This window comes from Vibrio sp. 2304 (assembly GCF_033339475.1).
Lineage (GTDB): Bacteria > Pseudomonadota > Gammaproteobacteria > Enterobacterales > Vibrionaceae > Vibrio > Vibrio alginolyticus.
In genome coordinates, this window is the sequence record NZ_JAWOUQ010000007.1 from 49,335 (window position 1) to 65,854 (window position 16,520).

General features: G+C 52.7%; 12 protein-coding genes and 3 pseudogenes. 10 read left to right on the forward strand and 5 right to left on the reverse strand.

The genetic code is table 11. The annotated features are described in order from the left end of the window. Positions 1-182: 182 nt before the first annotated feature. Positions 183-1,196: a class 1 integron integrase IntI1 gene (intI1, locus tag R7P64_RS15125; protein ID WP_000845048.1), complete on the reverse strand. Its 1,014-nt coding sequence runs from the start codon at positions 1,194-1,196 to the stop codon at positions 183-185. Positions 1,197-1,367: 171 nt separating this feature from the next. Between intI1 and R7P64_RS15130 the strand changes: the two genes are divergently transcribed. The 9 genes and pseudogenes from R7P64_RS15130 (at position 1,368) to R7P64_RS15170 (ending at position 8,889) form a co-directional block, all read left to right on the forward strand. Next, on the forward strand, positions 1,368-2,267 hold the full coding sequence (locus R7P64_RS15130; RefSeq protein WP_000706731.1) for an inhibitor-resistant extended-spectrum class A beta-lactamase VEB-1: 900 nt from the start codon (positions 1,368-1,370) through the stop codon (positions 2,265-2,267). Positions 2,268-2,411: 144 nt separating this feature from the next. Continuing rightward, positions 2,412-2,945, forward strand: a complete 534-nt coding sequence (aadB, locus tag R7P64_RS15135; RefSeq protein ID WP_000381802.1) for an aminoglycoside nucleotidyltransferase ANT(2'')-Ia — start codon at positions 2,412-2,414, stop codon at positions 2,943-2,945. 84 nt (positions 2,946-3,029) lie between these two features. After that, on the forward strand, positions 3,030-3,482 hold the full coding sequence (locus tag R7P64_RS15140) for an NAD(+)--rifampin ADP-ribosyltransferase Arr-2 (protein ID WP_000237816.1): 453 nt from the start codon (positions 3,030-3,032) through the stop codon (positions 3,480-3,482). 302 nt (positions 3,483-3,784) lie between these two features. Then, positions 3,785-5,044 (forward strand): chloramphenicol efflux MFS transporter CmlA5, encoded by a 1,260-nt coding sequence (locus tag R7P64_RS15145; protein WP_012300772.1) that lies wholly within the window; start codon positions 3,785-3,787, stop codon positions 5,042-5,044. 264 nt (positions 5,045-5,308) lie between these two features. Further along, complete coding sequence (locus R7P64_RS15150; RefSeq protein ID WP_000846390.1) at positions 5,309-6,109, forward strand: oxacillin-hydrolyzing class D beta-lactamase OXA-10; 801 nt, start codon at positions 5,309-5,311, stop codon at positions 6,107-6,109. 16 nt (positions 6,110-6,125) lie between these two features. Beyond that, positions 6,126-6,964 (forward strand): annotated as a pseudogene (gene aadA1 / locus R7P64_RS15155) (ANT(3'')-Ia family aminoglycoside nucleotidyltransferase AadA1). A gap of 116 nt (positions 6,965-7,080) precedes the next feature. Continuing rightward, positions 7,081-7,428 carry a quaternary ammonium compound efflux SMR transporter QacE delta 1 gene (locus R7P64_RS15160; RefSeq protein WP_000679427.1) on the forward strand — a complete coding sequence of 116 codons (348 nt, stop codon included), beginning with the start codon at positions 7,081-7,083 and terminating at the stop codon, positions 7,426-7,428. Further along, positions 7,422-8,261, forward strand: coding sequence for a sulfonamide-resistant dihydropteroate synthase Sul1 (gene sul1 / locus R7P64_RS15165; protein WP_276441666.1), 840 nt, complete (start codon positions 7,422-7,424; stop codon positions 8,259-8,261). The genes R7P64_RS15160 and sul1 overlap by 7 nt, the downstream gene beginning before the upstream one ends. Before the next feature lie 127 nt (positions 8,262-8,388). Next, positions 8,389-8,889: a GNAT family N-acetyltransferase gene (locus R7P64_RS15170; protein ID WP_000376623.1), complete on the forward strand. Its 501-nt coding sequence runs from the start codon at positions 8,389-8,391 to the stop codon at positions 8,887-8,889. Here the strand turns inward: R7P64_RS15170 and R7P64_RS15175 are convergent. Next, positions 8,858-9,850 carry a TniB family NTP-binding protein gene (locus tag R7P64_RS15175; RefSeq protein WP_001381192.1) on the reverse strand — a complete coding sequence of 331 codons (993 nt, stop codon included), beginning with the start codon at positions 9,848-9,850 and terminating at the stop codon, positions 8,858-8,860. The genes R7P64_RS15170 and R7P64_RS15175 overlap by 32 nt on opposite strands. A 2-nt stretch (positions 9,851-9,852) precedes the next feature. Then, positions 9,853-11,085 (reverse strand): annotated as a pseudogene (locus R7P64_RS15180) (transposase); the annotation flags it as partial. A gap of 325 nt (positions 11,086-11,410) precedes the next feature. Here R7P64_RS15180 and R7P64_RS15185 point away from each other — a divergent pair. Beyond that, the gene (locus tag R7P64_RS15185; protein ID WP_000415714.1) at positions 11,411-12,067 is read left to right on the forward strand and encodes a quinolone resistance pentapeptide repeat protein QnrVC1; all 657 of its coding nucleotides are present in this window, start codon (positions 11,411-11,413) and stop codon (positions 12,065-12,067) included. Between the two features lie 428 nt (positions 12,068-12,495). Here the strand turns inward: R7P64_RS15185 and R7P64_RS15190 are convergent. Next, positions 12,496-12,945 (reverse strand): annotated as a pseudogene (locus tag R7P64_RS15190) (helix-turn-helix domain-containing protein); the annotation flags it as partial. Between the two features lie 450 nt (positions 12,946-13,395). Further along, positions 13,396-16,413, reverse strand: a complete 3,018-nt coding sequence (locus tag R7P64_RS15200) for a Tn3-like element IS3000 family transposase (RefSeq protein WP_213899645.1) — start codon at positions 16,411-16,413, stop codon at positions 13,396-13,398. Positions 16,414-16,520 lie beyond the last annotated feature (107 nt).

The window sequence follows — 16,520 nt, forward strand, 5'->3', positions numbered from 1 at the left end:
GATTTCGCCCCCTCCCGCAAACGACCCCTATAGCAGCGGAGGGGTTGGATCCATCAGGCAACGACGGGCTGCTGCCGGCCATCAGCGGACGCAGGGAGGACTTTCCGCAACCGGCCGTTCGATGCGGCACCGATGGCCTTCGCGCAGGGGTAGTGAATCCGCCAGGATTGACTTGCGCTGCCCTACCTCTCACTAGTGAGGGGCGGCAGCGCATCAAGCGGTGAGCGCACTCCGGCACCGCCAACTTTCAGCACATGCGTGTAAATCATCGTCGTAGAGACGTCGGAATGGCCGAGCAGATCCTGCACGGTTCGAATGTCGTAACCGCTGCGGAGCAAGGCCGTCGCGAACGAGTGGCGGAGGGTGTGCGGTGTGGCGGGCTTCGTGATGCCTGCTTGTTCTACGGCACGTTTGAAGGCGCGCTGAAAGGTCTGGTCATACATGTGATGGCGACGCACGACACCGCTCCGTGGATCGGTCGAATGCGTGTGCTGCGCAAAAACCCAGAACCACGGCCAGGAATGCCCGGCGCGCGGATACTTCCGCTCAAGGGCGTCGGGAAGCGCAACGCCGCTGCGGCCCTCGGCCTGGTCCTTCAGCCACCATGCCCGTGCACGCGACAGCTGCTCGCGCAGGCTGGGTGCCAAGCTCTCGGGTAACATCAAGGCCCGATCCTTGGAGCCCTTGCCCTCCCGCACGATGATCGTGCCGTGATCGAAATCCAGATCCTTGACCCGCAGTTGCAAACCCTCACTGATCCGCATGCCCGTTCCATACAGAAGCTGGGCGAACAAACGATGCTCGCCTTCCAGAAAACCGAGGATGCGAACCACTTCATCCGGGGTCAGCACCACCGGCAAGCGCCGCGACGGCCGAGGTCTTCCGATCTCCTGAAGCCAGGGCAGATCCGTGCACAGCACCTTGCCGTAGAAGAACAGCAAGGCCGCCAATGCCTGACGATGCGTGGAGACCGAAACCTTGCGCTCGTTCGCCAGCCAGGACAGAAATGCCTCGACTTCGCTGCTGCCCAAGGTTGCCGGGTGACGCACACCGTGGAAACGGATGAAGGCACGAACCCAGTGGACATAAGCCTGTTCGGTTCGTAAACTGTAATGCAAGTAGCGTATGCGCTCACGCAACTGGTCCAGAACCTTGACCGAACGCAGCGGTGGTAACGGCGCAGTGGCGGTTTTCATGGCTTGTTATGACTGTTTTTTTGTACAGTCTATGCCTCGGGCATCCAAGCAGCAAGCGCGTTACGCCGTGGGTCGATGTTTGATGTTATGGAGCAGCAACGATGTTACGCAGCAGGGCAGTCGCCCTAAAACAAAGTTAGCGGTAATTTAACCAGATAGGAGTACAGACATATGAAAATCGTAAAAAGGATATTATTAGTATTGTTAAGTTTATTTTTTACAATTGTGTATTCAAATGCTCAAACTGACAACTTAACTTTGAAAATTGAGAATGTTTTAAAGGCAAAAAATGCCAGAATAGGAGTAGCAATATTCAACAGCAATGAGAAGGATACTTTGAAGATTAATAACGACTTCCATTTCCCGATGCAAAGCGTTATGAAATTTCCGATTGCTTTAGCCGTTTTGTCTGAGATAGATAAAGGGAATCTTTCTTTTGAACAAAAAATAGAGATTACCCCTCAAGACCTTTTGCCTAAAACGTGGAGTCCGATTAAAGAGGAATTCCCTAATGGAACAACTTTGACGATTGAACAAATACTAAATTATACAGTATCAGAGAGCGACAATATTGGTTGTGATATTTTGCTAAAATTAATCGGAGGAACTGATTCTGTTCAAAAATTCTTGAATGCTAATCATTTCACTGATATTTCAATCAAAGCAAACGAAGAACAAATGCACAAGGATTGGAATACCCAATATCAAAATTGGGCAACCCCAACAGCGATGAACAAACTGTTAATAGATACTTATAATAATAAGAACCAATTACTTTCTAAAAAAAGTTATGATTTTATTTGGAAAATTATGAGAGAAACAACAACAGGAAGTAACCGATTAAAAGGACAATTACCAAAGAATACAATTGTTGCTCATAAAACAGGGACTTCCGGAATAAATAATGGAATTGCAGCAGCCACTAATGATGTTGGGGTAATTACTTTACCGAATGGACAATTAATTTTTATAAGCGTATTTGTTGCAGAGTCCAAAGAAACTTCGGAAATTAATGAAAAGATTATTTCAGACATTGCAAAAATAACGTGGAATTACTATTTGAATAAATAAAAAACTACCGCTAACACTGGCTCATAGGCAATGGCGGGTTGAAGTGCAATTTGCAAAGTCGGTAGCCCGCCCGAGCGTTTTCTCGGTTTGACAGGAAAGGCTCACGCAAACCGCCACTGCCCATAGCCCAAACCGTTAGGCCGCATGGACACAACGCAGGTCACATTGATACACAAAATTCTAGCTGCGGCAGATGAGCGAAATCTGCCGCTCTGGATCGGTGGGGGCTGGGCGATCGATGCACGGCTAGGGCGTGTAACACGCAAGCACGATGATATTGATCTGACGTTTCCCGGCGAGAGGCGCGGCGAGCTCGAGGCAATAGTTGAAATGCTCGGCGGGCGCGTCATGGAGGAGTTGGACTATGGATTCTTAGCGGAGATCGGGGATGAGTTACTTGACTGCGAACCTGCTTGGTGGGCAGACGAAGCGTATGAAATCGCGGAGGCTCCGCAGGGCTCGTGCCCAGAGGCGGCTGAGGGCGTCATCGCCGGGCGGCCAGTCCGTTGTAACAGCTGGGAGGCGATCATCTGGGATTACTTTTACTATGCCGATGAAGTACCACCAGTGGACTGGCCTACAAAGCACATAGAGTCCTACAGGCTCGCATGCACCTCACTCGGGGCGGAAAAGGTTGAGGTCTTGCGTGCCGCTTTCAGGTCGCGATATGCGGCCTAACAATTCGTCCAAGCCGACGCCGCTTCGCGGCGCGGCTTAACTCAGGTGTTATGCAGCCAAATCCCAACAATTAAGGGTCTTAAAATGGTAAAAGATTGGATTCCCATCTCTCATGATAATTACAAGCAGGTGCAAGGACCGTTCTATCATGGAACCAAAGCCAATTTGGCGATTGGTGACTTGCTAACCACAGGGTTCATCTCTCATTTCGAGGACGGTCGTATTCTTAAGCACATCTACTTTTCAGCCTTGATGGAGCCAGCAGTTTGGGGAGCTGAACTTGCTATGTCACTGTCTGGCCTCGAGGGTCGCGGCTACATATACATAGTTGAGCCAACAGGACCGTTCGAAGACGATCCGAATCTTACGAACAAAAAATTTCCCGGTAATCCAACACAGTCCTATAGAACCTGCGAACCCTTGAGAATTGTTGGCGTTGTTGAAGACTGGGAGGGGCATCCTGTTGAATTAATAAGGGGAATGTTGGATTCGTTAGAGGACTTAAAGCGCCGTGGTTTACACGTCATTGAAGACTAGTCCTTTGCATAACAAAGCCATCAAACCGGACGCCAGAGATTCCGCGCCTGTTGCGCATGGCTTCGCCATTTTATGCGCAATAGGCGCGCCACCCTGTCGCCCGCACAATAAGGCTCCTCGCAGAGTTGCTTGAAAGTTGTTACGATTCAAATTCAATCATGAGATAGTCAGCAGATGAGCACTTCCAAGAACGCAGACAAGTAAGCCGCAGCAACCTTCATTTTTCGGTTGTTGCGGCGTTCTCATGAATCCTTTTGCTCTACGGGAGCGCCGCCAAATCCTTTGTTCAAGGAGATGGTTTCGTGCGCTCAAAAAACTTTAGTTGGCGGTACTCCCTTGCCGCCACGGTGTTGTTGTTATCACCGTTCGATTTATTGGCATCACTCGGCATGGACATGTACTTGCCAGCAGTGCCGTTTATGCCAAACGCGCTTGGTACGACAGCGAGCACAATTCAGCTTACGCTGACAACGTACTTGGTCATGATTGGTGCCGGTCAGCTCTTGTTTGGACCGCTATCGGACCGACTGGGGCGCCGCCCCGTTCTACTGGGAGGTGGCCTCGCCTACGTTGTGGCGTCAATGGGCCTCGCTCTTACGTCATCGGCTGAAGTCTTTCTGGGGCTTCGGATTCTTCAGGCTTGTGGTGCCTCGGCGTGCCTTGTTTCCACATTTGCAACAGTACGTGACATTTACGCAGGTCGCGAGGAAAGTAATGTCATTTACGGCATACTCGGATCCATGCTGGCCATGGTCCCGGCGGTAGGCCCATTGCTCGGAGCGCTCGTCGACATGTGGCTTGGGTGGCGGGCTATCTTTGCGTTTCTAGGTTTGGGCATGATCGCTGCATCTGCAGCAGCGTGGCGATTCTGGCCTGAAACCCGGGTGCAACGAGTTGCGGGCTTGCAATGGTCGCAGCTGCTACTCCCCGTTAAGTGCCTGAACTTCTGGTTGTACACGTTGTGTTACGCCGCTGGAATGGGTAGCTTCTTCGTCTTTTTCTCCATTGCGCCCGGACTAATGATGGGCAGGCAAGGTGTGTCTCAGCTTGGCTTCAGCCTGCTGTTCGCCACAGTGGCAATTGCCATGGTGTTTACGGCTCGTTTTATGGGGCGTGTGATACCCAAGTGGGGCAGCCCAAGTGTCTTGCGAATGGGAATGGGATGCCTGATAGCTGGAGCAGTATTGCTTGCCATCACCGAAATATGGGCTTCGCAGTCCGTGTTAGGCTTTATTGCTCCAATGTGGCTAGTGGGTATTGGTGTCGCCACAGCGGTATCTGTGTCGCCCAATGGCGCTCTTCGAGGATTCGACCATGTTGCTGGAACGGTCACGGCAGTCTACTTCTGCTTGGGCGGTGTACTGCTAGGAAGCATCGGAACGTTGATCATTTCGCTGTTGCCGCGCAACACGGCTTGGCCGGTTGTCGTGTACTGTTTGACCCTTGCAACAGTCGTGCTCGGTCTGTCTTGTGTTTCCCGAGTGAAGGGCTCTCGCGGCCAGGGGGAGCATGATGTGGTCGCGCTACAAAGTGCGGAAAGTACATCAAATCCCAATCGTTGAGAGAATGTGGCAAGCTATCGCCCAACAAATCGCTGCAGCCGACCCAAAACCGCTACGCGGTTTCGGTCGGCTGAGCTCAGGCGTTAGGCCTCGCCGAAGCGAAAGATCGCTACTTGAAGTGTTGACGCCTTTGTTTTAAAGTTTCGCGTCTATCTTTCTGATTTTGTTAAAAAATCAGACTTTGATTAATCATGTTAGACGTCAGAGGTATTTTGACTTAAACGCCTCTGAGGTCGAATTAACGTTAGCCACCAAGAAGGTGCCATGAAAACATTTGCCGCATATGTAATTATCGCGTGTCTTTCGAGTACGGCATTAGCTGGTTCAATTACAGAAAATACGTCTTGGAACAAAGAGTTCTCTGCCGAAGCCGTCAATGGTGTCTTCGTGCTTTGTAAAAGTAGCAGTAAATCCTGCGCTACCAATGACTTAGCTCGTGCATCAAAGGAATATCTTCCAGCATCAACATTTAAGATCCCCAACGCAATTATCGGCCTAGAAACTGGTGTCATAAAGAATGAGCATCAGGTTTTCAAATGGGACGGAAAGCCAAGAGCCATGAAGCAATGGGAAAGAGACTTGACCTTAAGAGGGGCAATACAAGTTTCAGCTGTTCCCGTATTTCAACAAATCGCCAGAGAAGTTGGCGAAGTAAGAATGCAGAAATACCTTAAAAAATTTTCCTATGGCAACCAGAATATCAGTGGTGGCATTGACAAATTCTGGTTGGAAGGCCAGCTTAGAATTTCCGCAGTTAATCAAGTGGAGTTTCTAGAGTCTCTATATTTAAATAAATTGTCAGCATCTAAAGAAAACCAGCTAATAGTAAAAGAGGCTTTGGTAACGGAGGCGGCACCTGAATATCTAGTGCATTCAAAAACTGGTTTTTCTGGTGTGGGAACTGAGTCAAATCCTGGTGTCGCATGGTGGGTTGGGTGGGTTGAGAAGGAGACAGAGGTTTACTTTTTCGCCTTTAACATGGATATAGACAACGAAAGTAAGTTGCCGCTAAGAAAATCCATTCCCACCAAAATCATGGAAAGTGAGGGCATCATTGGTGGCTAAAACAAAGTTAAACATCATGAGGGAAGTGGTGATCGCCGAAGTATCGACTCAACTATCAGAGGTAGTTGGCGTCATCGAGCGCCATCTCGAACCGACGTTGCTGGCCGTACATTTGTACGGCTCCGCAGTGGATGGCGGCCTGAAGCCACACAGTGATATTGATTTGCTGGTTACGGTGACCGTAAGGCTTGATGAAACAACGCGGCGAGCTTTGATCAACGACCTTTTGGAAACTTCGGCTTCCCCTGGAGAGAGCGAGATTCTCCGCGCTGTAGAAGTCACCATTGTTGTGCACGACGACATCATTCCGTGGCGTTATCCAGCTAAGCGCGAACTGCAATTTGGAGAATGGCAGCGCAATGACATTCTTGCAGGTATCTTCGAGCCAGCCACGATCGACATTGATCTGGCTATCTTGCTGACAAAAGCAAGAGAACATAGCGTTGCCTTGGTAGGTCCAGCGGCGGAGGAACTCTTTGATCCGGTTCCTGAACAGGATCTATTTGAGGCGCTAAATGAAACCTTAACGCTATGGAACTCGCCGCCCGACTGGGCTGGCGATGAGCGAAATGTAGTGCTTACGTTGTCCCGCATTTGGTACAGCGCAGTAACCGGCAAAATCGCGCCGAAGGATGTCGCTGCCGACTGGGCAATGGAGCGCCTGCCGGCCCAGTATCAGCCCGTCATACTTGAAGCTAGACAGGCTTATCTTGGACAAGAAGAAGATCGCTTGGCCTCCCGCGCAGATCAGTTGGAAGAATTTGTTCACTACGTGAAAGGCGAGATCACCAAGGTAGTCGGCAAATAATGTCTAACAATTCGTTCAAGCCGACGCCGCTTCGCGGCGCAGCTTAATTCAGGCGTTAGATGCACTAAGCACATAATTGCTCACAGCCAAACTATCAGGTCAAGTCTGCTTTTATTATTTTTAAGCGTGCATAATAAGCCCTACACAAATTGGGAGATATATCATGAAAGGCTGGCTTTTTCTTGTTATCGCAATAGTTGGCGAAGTAATCGCAACATCCGCATTAAAATCTAGCGAGGGCTTTACTAAGCTTGCCCCTTCCGCCGTTGTCATAATCGGTTATGGCATCGCATTTTATTTTCTTTCTCTGGTTCTGAAATCCATCCCTGTCGGTGTTGCTTATGCAGTCTGGTCGGGACTCGGCGTCGTCATAATTACAGCCATTGCCTGGTTGCTTCATGGGCAAAAGCTTGATGCGTGGGGCTTTGTAGGTATGGGGCTCATAATTGCTGCCTTTTTGCTCGCCCGATCCCCATCGTGGAAGTCGCTGCGGAGGCCGACGCCATGGTGACGGTGTTCGGCATTCTGAATCTCACCGAGGACTCCTTCTTCGATGAGAGCCGGCGGCTAGACCCCGCCGGCGCTGTCACCGCGGCGATCGAAATGCTGCGAGTCGGATCAGACGTCGTGGATGTCGGACCGGCCGCCAGCCATCCGGACGCGAGGCCTGTATCGCCGGCCGATGAGATCAGACGTATTGCGCCGCTCTTAGACGCCCTGTCCGATCAGATGCACCGTGTTTCAATCGACAGCTTCCAACCGGAAACCCAGCGCTATGCGCTCAAGCGCGGCGTGAGCTACCTGAACGATATCCAAGGATTTCCTGACCCTGCGCTCTATCCCGATATTGCTGAGGCGGACTGCAGGCTGGTGGTTATGCACTCAGCGCAGCGGGATGGCATCGCCACCCGCACCGGTCACCTTCGACCCGAAGACGCGCTCGACGAGATTGTGCGGTTCTTCGAGGCGCGGGTTTCCGCCTTGCGACGGAGCGGGGTCGCTGCCGACCGGCTCATCCTCGATCCGGGGATGGGATTTTTCTTGAGCCCCGCACCGGAAACATCGCTGCACGTGCTGTCGAACCTTCAAAAGCTGAAGTCGGCGTTGGGGCTTCCGCTATTGGTCTCGGTGTCGCGGAAATCCTTCTTGGGCGCCACCGTTGGCCTTCCTGTAAAGGATCTGGGTCCAGCGAGCCTTGCGGCGGAACTTCACGCGATCGGCAATGGCGCTGACTACGTCCGCACCCACGCGCCTGGAGATCTGCGAAGCGCAATCACCTTCTCGGAAACCCTCGCGAAATTTCGCAGTCGCGACGCCAGAGACCGAGGGTTAGATCATGCCTAGCATTCACCTTCCGGCCGCCCGCTAGCGGACCCTGGTCAGGTTCCGCGAAGGTGGGCGCAGACATGCTGGGCTCGTCAGGATCAAACTGCACTATGAGGCGGCGGTTCATACCGCGCCAGGGGAGCGAATGGACAGCGAGGAGCCTCCGAACGTTCGGGTCGCCTGCTCGGGTGATATCGACGAGGTTGTGCGGCTGATGCACGACGCTGCGGCGTGGATGTCCGCCAAGGGAACGCCCGCCTGGGACGTCGCGCGGATCGACCGGACATTCGCGGAGACCTTCGTCCTGAGATCCGAGCTCCTAGTCGCGAGTTGCAGCGACGGCATCGTCGGCTGTTGCACCTTGTCGGCCGAGGATCCCGAGTTCTGGCCCGACGCCCTCAAGGGGGAGGCCGCATATCTGCACAAGCTCGCGGTGCGACGGACACATGCGGGCCGGGGTGTCAGCTCCGCGCTGATCGAGGCTTGCCGCCATGCCGCGCGAACGCAGGGGTGCGCCAAGCTGCGGCTCGACTGCCACCCGAACCTGCGTGGCCTATACGAGCGGCTCGGATTCACCCACGTCGACACTTTCAATCCCGGCTGGGATCCAACCTTCATCGCAGAACGCCTAGAACTCGAAATCTAACGTCCGTTCGGGCATCGAGGTCCATGTCGGGGTGGGACGGGCCCGTGGCTTCAAGATCACTTGCAGTCCGACCGCGATGTCTTGGTTGCGCGAGAGGTTGTCGACAGGCCATGCTGAGTGTGCGATGGTTGATCGCTTCCTCGCCGCTCTCCACGGCGACGATGGCCGCCGCCATCAGCAAGTGCGCCAGTTCCCCTATGGTGCCCTCGCTGCGTGTGAGCAGGTAGCGAGCCATGTCCAGCGTGGCAATTGGGGAAGGCCGGCGCAGCGGGAGCGAAGCGGCGAAGCTGGCCAGCAGTGAGCAGCAATCGTCGTTGGCCTCCCATACCGGCAGCATCATCGGCTCGAAGCGATTTTCCAACTGGTCATCGGAGCGGATGGCTAGGTAGGCGTCGCGCGTGCCTACCCCAACCAACGGGATGCGCAGTTCGTTGCCGAGGAAGCGCAGCAGGTTGAGGAATTCCCGGCGGTTGACGCTGTTGCCGGCCAGCACGTTGTGCAGCTCGTCGATCACCAGCATGCGCACGCCGACCTTGCGCAGCAGTGCCAGAGCCAGTTGCTCCATTTCCGGCAACCGTGGGCGTGGGCGCAGCGGCGCGCCCATCGCGGCGAGCAGCGCGACGTAGAAGCGGATCACGGACGGCTCGGACGGCATCTGCACGACCAACACCGGGATGTGCTCCTGGTCGGCGTCGGAGCTGGCCGGGTGGGTGCGGCGGAACTTCTCGACGATCATCGACTTGCCATTGTTGGTCGGGCCAACCAGCAGCAGGTTGGGCATGCGTTGCTTGTTTGGCCACGCATAAAGGGCTTCCAGCCGGTTCAGCGCCTCGACTGCGCGCGGATAGCCGATCCAGCGGTCGGCGCGAAGGCGCTGGATGCGCTCGTCCGCCGGAAGACGGGCCAAGCCCTGGGCCGCCGGCAGCAGGTGGGACAGGTCGATGATGGGATATTCGTCCACGGCTACCACTCCTCAATCTGGTCGAACGGTTTGGCGGGTGGCAAGTTGTCTGCCTGCGGGTCGGCAATATCCGTATCCGGCGGAACGGGCTTGTCCGGCCGAGCTGATGTCTTGAGGTGCTGGCGGCGATCCGCGTCACGCCGCGCCTTGCGTGTGGCCTTCTGCGCGCTGGTCACAATCTCACGCATCTGGCCGATCATGCGGAACAGCGCCGACTCATCCACCTGTTCGCGCCCTTGCTGCCGCAGTTTCGCCAGCGCCTGCCGTTGTTCCCAGAGGGTGACAGCCGGATGCGACAAGGTACGGTAGGGAATTTCCAGGTAATGCTGTCCCTCCGGTTCCAGGACCCAGATACGGCTGATGTCGCGCGGATCGCGCCGGATCAGAAAGGACGGCCAGCGTTCACGCCGCGCAATCCACGGCTTGAGCGCATCGGCGTAGTAGTGGATGTGGTCGATGACAAAGCCGGTGCGGGTCAGCGTGCGCCGGAGGATCGGCAGAAAATCGACCAGGAACGAAGTAGCGCGTGTGACGACGGCCGGTACGCCGACACGCGCCACGGCCTCGGCCCAGCGCGCGGCCGGCGGTTGGAGCAGGCCGTTGTGCACCGAACCGTGGTAGGTGCCGACCGCCAATGTGAGCCAGCGCTCTAGCTCGCGCAGCGTCAGGGCGGCCTTGTTTTCGGAATCGTAGTCGCCGCGCTGGTCAGGGTTGGAGAAGGTCGTTCCCGGCAGTTCGTCGTGAATCATCTGCATCGCCGTGCCGATGATCCGTTCCACGATGCCGCCATAGTGCGGCTGTCCCAGCGGGCGATAGTCCAGCCGGATGCCATGCTGCTCGCAACCCCGGCGCAGGGCCTCGCTCTTGAACTCGGCCGCGTTGTCTAGGTAGAGCAGCAAGGGCTTGCCGCTCATCTGCCAATCCATTTCCACGTTCAGTCCTTCCAGCCAAGGGCGCTTGTCGCAGGCGACATGCACGAGGCACAGGCCAACCGAAACGGCAGACGGCGCTTCCAGCGTGACGACCATGCCGAGCACGCAGCGGGTGAACACGTCGATGGCGAGGGTCAGGTACGGGCGGCCAATAGGTTGCCGGTCGCGGTCATCGACCACGATCAGGTCGATGACCGTATGGTCTATCTGCACCTGCTCCAGCGGCGCGGTCACGGCAGGAGGCTCGCCGCCCACACCTTGTAGGTCACGAGCGGCATCCTGGCCTTCCCGCCGGCGGATGACCTAAAGGTTAGCTTGTTTTTTTTGATTAAATCTTTAGTATTCAGAGTCATACATTAATTTTTAGTAAGCAAGCCAAAGCGACAAAACGAGCATGCCTACTAATACGCTGTTATGTGCTTTCTCTAAAGCAAGCCAGATTCACTAAAACTTTCTTCTGGCTGGCCGCATCGGTCGTTTCGAATTAGCCCCCTTTAAAATGCCGTTTTGATGCCTTATTTTGGCTAAAACGGGGTGTTTTAAGTTTCTGTTTTTATTGGTTTTGTTTTTGTTGAGAACTTTCAGGTAAATGATAGTCTTCAAATCAAATGTTTTTTGGAGCCACAGCATGGAAAAATCAAAGCAATTATATAATCAAGTGAACTTCTCACATCAGGACTTGCAAGAACATATCTTTAGCAATTGTACTTTTATACATTGTAATTTTAAGCGCTCAAACCTCCGAGATACACAGTTCATTAACTGTACTTTCATAGAGCAGGGGGCATTGGAAGGGTGCGATTTTTCTTATGCTGATCTTCGAGATGCTTCATTTAAAAACTGTCAGCTTTCAATGTCCCATTTTAAGGGGGCAAATTGCTTTGGTATTGAACTGAGAGATTGTGATCTTAAAGGAGCAAATTTTAGTCAAGTTAGTTTTGTAAATCAGGTTTCGAATAAAATGTACTTTTGTTCTGCATACATAACAGGTTGTAACTTATCCTATGCCAATTTTGAGCAGCAGCTTATTGAAAAATGTGACCTGTTCGAAAATAGATGGATTGGTGCAAATCTTCGAGGCGCTTCATTTAAAGAATCAGATTTAAGCCGTGGTGTTTTTTCGGAAGACTGCTGGGAACAGTTTAGAGTACAAGGCTGTGATTTAAGCCATTCAGAGCTTTATGGTTTAGATCCTCGAAAGATTGATCTTACGGGTGTAAAAATATGCTCGTGGCAACAGGAACAGTTACTGGAGCAATTAGGGGTAATCATTGTTCCTGACTAAGCGCAAGATTCGGCTACGCACATAACAAACGCTTTAAGACGGATTCGCAACGTTTGGCGGTTTTAGTTTGAATTGGCTTTTGTATTTACGGTGTAATAATTGAGTGTTGTGGTAGCGTTGCTCACCACTTAAGCGGGCGTTAGCAGTAAAGAGTATTACAATTAATCTATTATGGTGAGGGTTAAATTATTCTAGAACTAGATTCTGTAGCTAAAGAGCTAATAAGTCTCGCTGAAGAGTTATTTGGAGAGATGGTTAATCAATGGAGTTATTGTGGTATAGAAATTAATGACCACTCTCCACATTTGGCGTACTACCCAGATACTAACGAAGTTGCTATTTCATTAAGTGAACGAGTAAAGAATGACGATATTCAGCTGATTTTTCAGTTGGCTCATGAGGTTTGTCATTTACTATATCCAACTATGGATATAGCGCGGGTCAAGGCTAGCGATCCGTAAGGCCACGGTATTGCGCGCCGGCACTCGCAGTTTTTGAGCCTTGCACACCTGAGTGACTTCGCGGTGAAAGGCCGCTAGGCTGCGCTTCTGCTTGGTCAGGAACCGCTTTTGCAGTAGCTCGTGGATGACGCGCTCGACCGGTTCCGGCAAGCGCCCCTTACCTTTACCTCCACCGGACTGGCCGGGCACCAGATCCGTCACGAGGCCGCTGCCTTGCCGGGCACGCCGGATCAGAACGTATACCTGGCGCCGAGACAAGCCCAGCGCCTGAGCCGCCATATCGGCCGCTTCGTGCCCGACCGTCTCCGACTGCGCCAACGGACTGATGATCTCCGCACGACGGCGCGCACGCTCCCAAGCCTCATCAGGCAGAGTGGCCACGCCTTGTTCTGGAATCCGTGGGGTGTCCGTCGCCATGCTCACCTCGCTTTGGTGCACACGAGTATTGAGCATAGTCGAGATTGGTGCAGATCACTTCTGATATTGAACTGTCAGGAGCTGGCTGCACAACAGCCATTACGCCCAATCAACTGGTGCAGTCGTCTTCTGAAAATGACACCACCTTCCAGAAACGAACAGACTTCGCTAGTTCGCACCCGGAAGGCGGCGCGAATCAAAACACCCCATCTTGACAGGTTAACCAAGTCGGTTACACTTACACGCATTGATAGGCGACAGCCAGGAGGTGAACCATGAACATGAAGCGCAAGCCGAAGGCGCCAGGCGAAGTCCTGGAAACGCAGTTCATGCAGCCGAACCAAATCACCCAAAAGGAGCTGGCCAGCCATACCGGGGTTCTAGGGATTTTCCGTCCAAAAACGACAAAGTGCTCTGGAGGCCGCGCCGTCCGTGGCCTCCAGAGGGGTATTACTTTTCGCTGACGGGTAAATATCCCTCGATTGAGCGCATAAGCTCCTCCAGATCTGGCAATTTTTCGCTCAATTCGAAGTGGTAAGTCCCCTTGAGGTTAATGTTGTGCCAGGCCACAGGGGATGCCTGTTTGACGATATCTATTCTCTTGGTATCTCCTTGGTATTCGAAGCTGGTCAACAGCTGGCTGAGTATCCTGGAGTTGAAGTAAACGATGGCATTGGTGACCAGGCGAGCGCACTCATTCCATAGCTGGATTTCTTCGTCTGAACTGCCCCGGAACTGATCCCCATTGACGCTGCTCACGGCCCGACGCAGTTGGTGATAGGCCTCTCCCCGGTTCAGCGCGCGCTGAACATAGTTTCTTAAACTGGCATCATCGATGTAGCACAGTAGATAATTCGCTTTCACCAGGCGATTGTATTCCGTCAGGGCTTCCAGCAGCGGGTGATTGCGCTTGTACTCCGAGAGCTTTCTCACCAAGGTGGCTTGCGTTGTTTTCCGCTGCTTAAGTGATACTGCAATCCGTTGGATGGTATCCCAGTGCTGCGCAATACGATGGGTATTGATTGGCTTTTTTAAGCACAGCTGAATTCGGTGTTCTTTGTCTTCCTTGACATCAAACATGTCATTGATCACTTTGCCAACCTGGGCATAGCGTGGGGCAAACTGGTATCCGAACAGATCCAGTAACGCGAAGTTCACATGGTTCACCCCATGGGTATCGGTTGAGAGCACATCCGGAATGATGTCTGACGTATTGCTCATCAACAAATCAAAGATGTAGTGCGATTCATGTTCGTTGGCGCCGATCACTCTGGCGTTGATCGCAGCGTGATTGGCGATCAAGGTCATGGCAGAAACACCTTTTTGAGTGCCAAAGTACTTCGACGAATAACGGGTTTTGAAGGTCTCGCGCCGGGCTTCGAACTTTTGACCATCGGCACTGGCGTGGATCACATCTTCCTGGATGTTGTAGTACCGGAAGATGGGTAGCTTGGCTGTCGCGTTATTGATGTTGTCGTTAGCAGCATTCAATGTTTCCAGGCGAAGATAGTTCGCCTGGATAGTGCTGAGCTGATCATAGGTACGATCAGAGATCTGTGCCATGCCGTAAATGCCTTGATTGGTTGCATTGCCGACCAGAATTGCCAACAGGTCATATTCATGGGAACGGCTTCTGGATTGGGAACCCAGCACATGAGCGAAGCAGTCAATGAAACCGGTGTCACGATCAACCATGCGCAGTACATCCGCAATCCCCGTTGTGGGAATTTGCTGGAAGAAGGGATTGTTGACCAGATGATGTTTGCTGGCCGAAGGCAGGCGCCAGAAGCGTTTACCCTGCGGATTACGCAAGATGATATTCCGGTTGTCTTCCTGTTCAAGATATTCGCCGACTTCGTACAAACGGGTATCCAATTCCATGGCCATCTGTTTGATCAGCTTTTCAGGCTCCTCCGCTAATTTTGTAAAATGGCTCTGTTGAAGCAGCGTATATTTGTTTTTTCGCCAATGTTCCCCGTCGATCAGGTCGGCGTCGAGTGCCCGGTATTTAGTGATATCAGGCAGCGTCAGCTGGCCATTCAGGCGATCAGGAATCTGTTGATAGAGGAACCACTCATAACGATCGATCAGGATATTCCCTTCACCATCCAGCAGGAATTCACGTGATTTTTTGGAAAGGAGTCTGGTGTCGGCAGTTTGCAACTGAGCGTCCTGGCCGTTGAGTTCGTTTTGTGTTTTCGCCAAGGCGGCCGCTAAGTGCTGGGTGCCGTCGCAGCCTTCGAAGCGCAGACATAGGAACAACTCTCGCAGCAAACCTTTCCGCAGACTTTCTTTCTCGTCGCAGTACTGCCACATGGCTTCATCGACCGATCGTCGCTGCTCGTTCAGGAAGAGACATACAGATTCCAGATCCCTTTTGGTCAGCAGGCTCAGTGCTTGCTGTCTTACTGTTGCAAACGGTAGTTGCAGATCAATGCTGTCATCAATGAACAGGTGCAGTACTTCAGCTGCCTTGCTGACATTTTTAGCTGCTTTTTGCCAATCCTTAAACACCGCTTCCTGCGCATAATCCTTTGCCTTCTGTTTGGTCTGTCTGACATGATGCACAAAGCCATCGGCAATACGTTCCAGCGCTTGCTGCCATCGCGTTTGAAGATAGCACAATAAATACAGCCATTGGCTGCCTACGGTTTGACGTTTCAGTTTGGCACCGTAGTAGTCGACTTTCTCTGCCAGGTGTTGCAGATTTTTCTGCGACAGTGATAGCGTGCTCAACAGCAGATCCACTTCCGGCATCCAATGCTGGATATGGCGATAGACAATCAGTTCTTTCTCCAACTCGGTTCCGGTGAAGTTACGAGCCGATTGTCGCAACTGTCGGAACGGCAGTGGACCTGTGCCGTTCACGAGCTCCGCCAGTGCTTGCTTAAGACCGCGTGACATTGCACGCTCAAGGTGCGCGGCCATGTGTTCCTGTTCGTCTCCCACCACCTGACTGATGATCTTTTGCAGCGTGCTGTAGGCAGGGATTGCGATCTTCTGCCCCGAACAATATTCAATGGCCGCATCGAAGAGGTGCCTAGGCGCTGTCCAGGCTCTGGCTTGCTGGGATAAGTAATCTCTCAACGCCGCTCCATGGTCTTTGACATTCCAGCGCTGGTAGTTGCAGAGCTGGAAAACACGTTGGTAAATCCGTTCTTTCTCTTTTGGCGTGAGATTAAAGGGTCTACAGCCTGGGCCTGGTAGAACGGTTTGATAAACGTATTTGAGGTCCTGCTTGATCTGATGAAAGCCGGGATTCAGCACCACCGGCTTGGCTTTGAAATAGCCCAGCAGTACCACCAGCATGTAACGCTGGCCCCGATGACGGAGGCTTTTAGCGATCGCCAGTTCCTTATCGTTCAGCGAGAAAAAGAAGCGTTGGTCGGCGGAGGTGAAAGCGGGGGGTCCATATAACTCATCTTGTTCTGCCTCGGACAAGATTTGGACACGTTCTTCGAATGCCATGGATTTAGCCCAAAAAGACTAAATCTTACTCAAACAGAGCCCAAATAGGGATCTCGAAAAAAGTAATACCCCTCTGGAGGCCACAGACGGCGGGGCCTCCAGAGCAC

Excerpts from the sequence above, each read along its gene's own strand:
- R7P64_RS15160 (WP_000679427.1), top strand. The coding sequence starts at position 7,081 with ATGAAAGGCTGGCTTTTTCTTGTTATCGCAATAGTTGGCGAAGTAATC.
- R7P64_RS15130 (WP_000706731.1), top strand. The coding sequence starts at position 1,368 with ATGAAAATCGTAAAAAGGATATTATTAGTATTGTTAAGTTTATTTTTT.
- intI1 (WP_000845048.1), bottom strand. The coding sequence starts at position 1,196 with ATGAAAACCGCCACTGCGCCGTTACCACCGCTGCGTTCGGTCAAGGTT.
- R7P64_RS15185 (WP_000415714.1), top strand. The coding sequence starts at position 11,411 with ATGGAAAAATCAAAGCAATTATATAATCAAGTGAACTTCTCACATCAG.
- R7P64_RS15150 (WP_000846390.1), top strand. The coding sequence starts at position 5,309 with ATGAAAACATTTGCCGCATATGTAATTATCGCGTGTCTTTCGAGTACG.
- R7P64_RS15170 (WP_000376623.1), top strand. The coding sequence starts at position 8,389 with ATGGACAGCGAGGAGCCTCCGAACGTTCGGGTCGCCTGCTCGGGTGAT.
- R7P64_RS15200 (WP_213899645.1), bottom strand. The coding sequence starts at position 16,413 with ATGGCATTCGAAGAACGTGTCCAAATCTTGTCCGAGGCAGAACAAGAT.
- sul1 (WP_276441666.1), top strand. The coding sequence starts at position 7,422 with ATGGTGACGGTGTTCGGCATTCTGAATCTCACCGAGGACTCCTTCTTC.
- aadB (WP_000381802.1), top strand. The coding sequence starts at position 2,412 with ATGGACACAACGCAGGTCACATTGATACACAAAATTCTAGCTGCGGCA.
- R7P64_RS15140 (WP_000237816.1), top strand. The coding sequence starts at position 3,030 with ATGGTAAAAGATTGGATTCCCATCTCTCATGATAATTACAAGCAGGTG.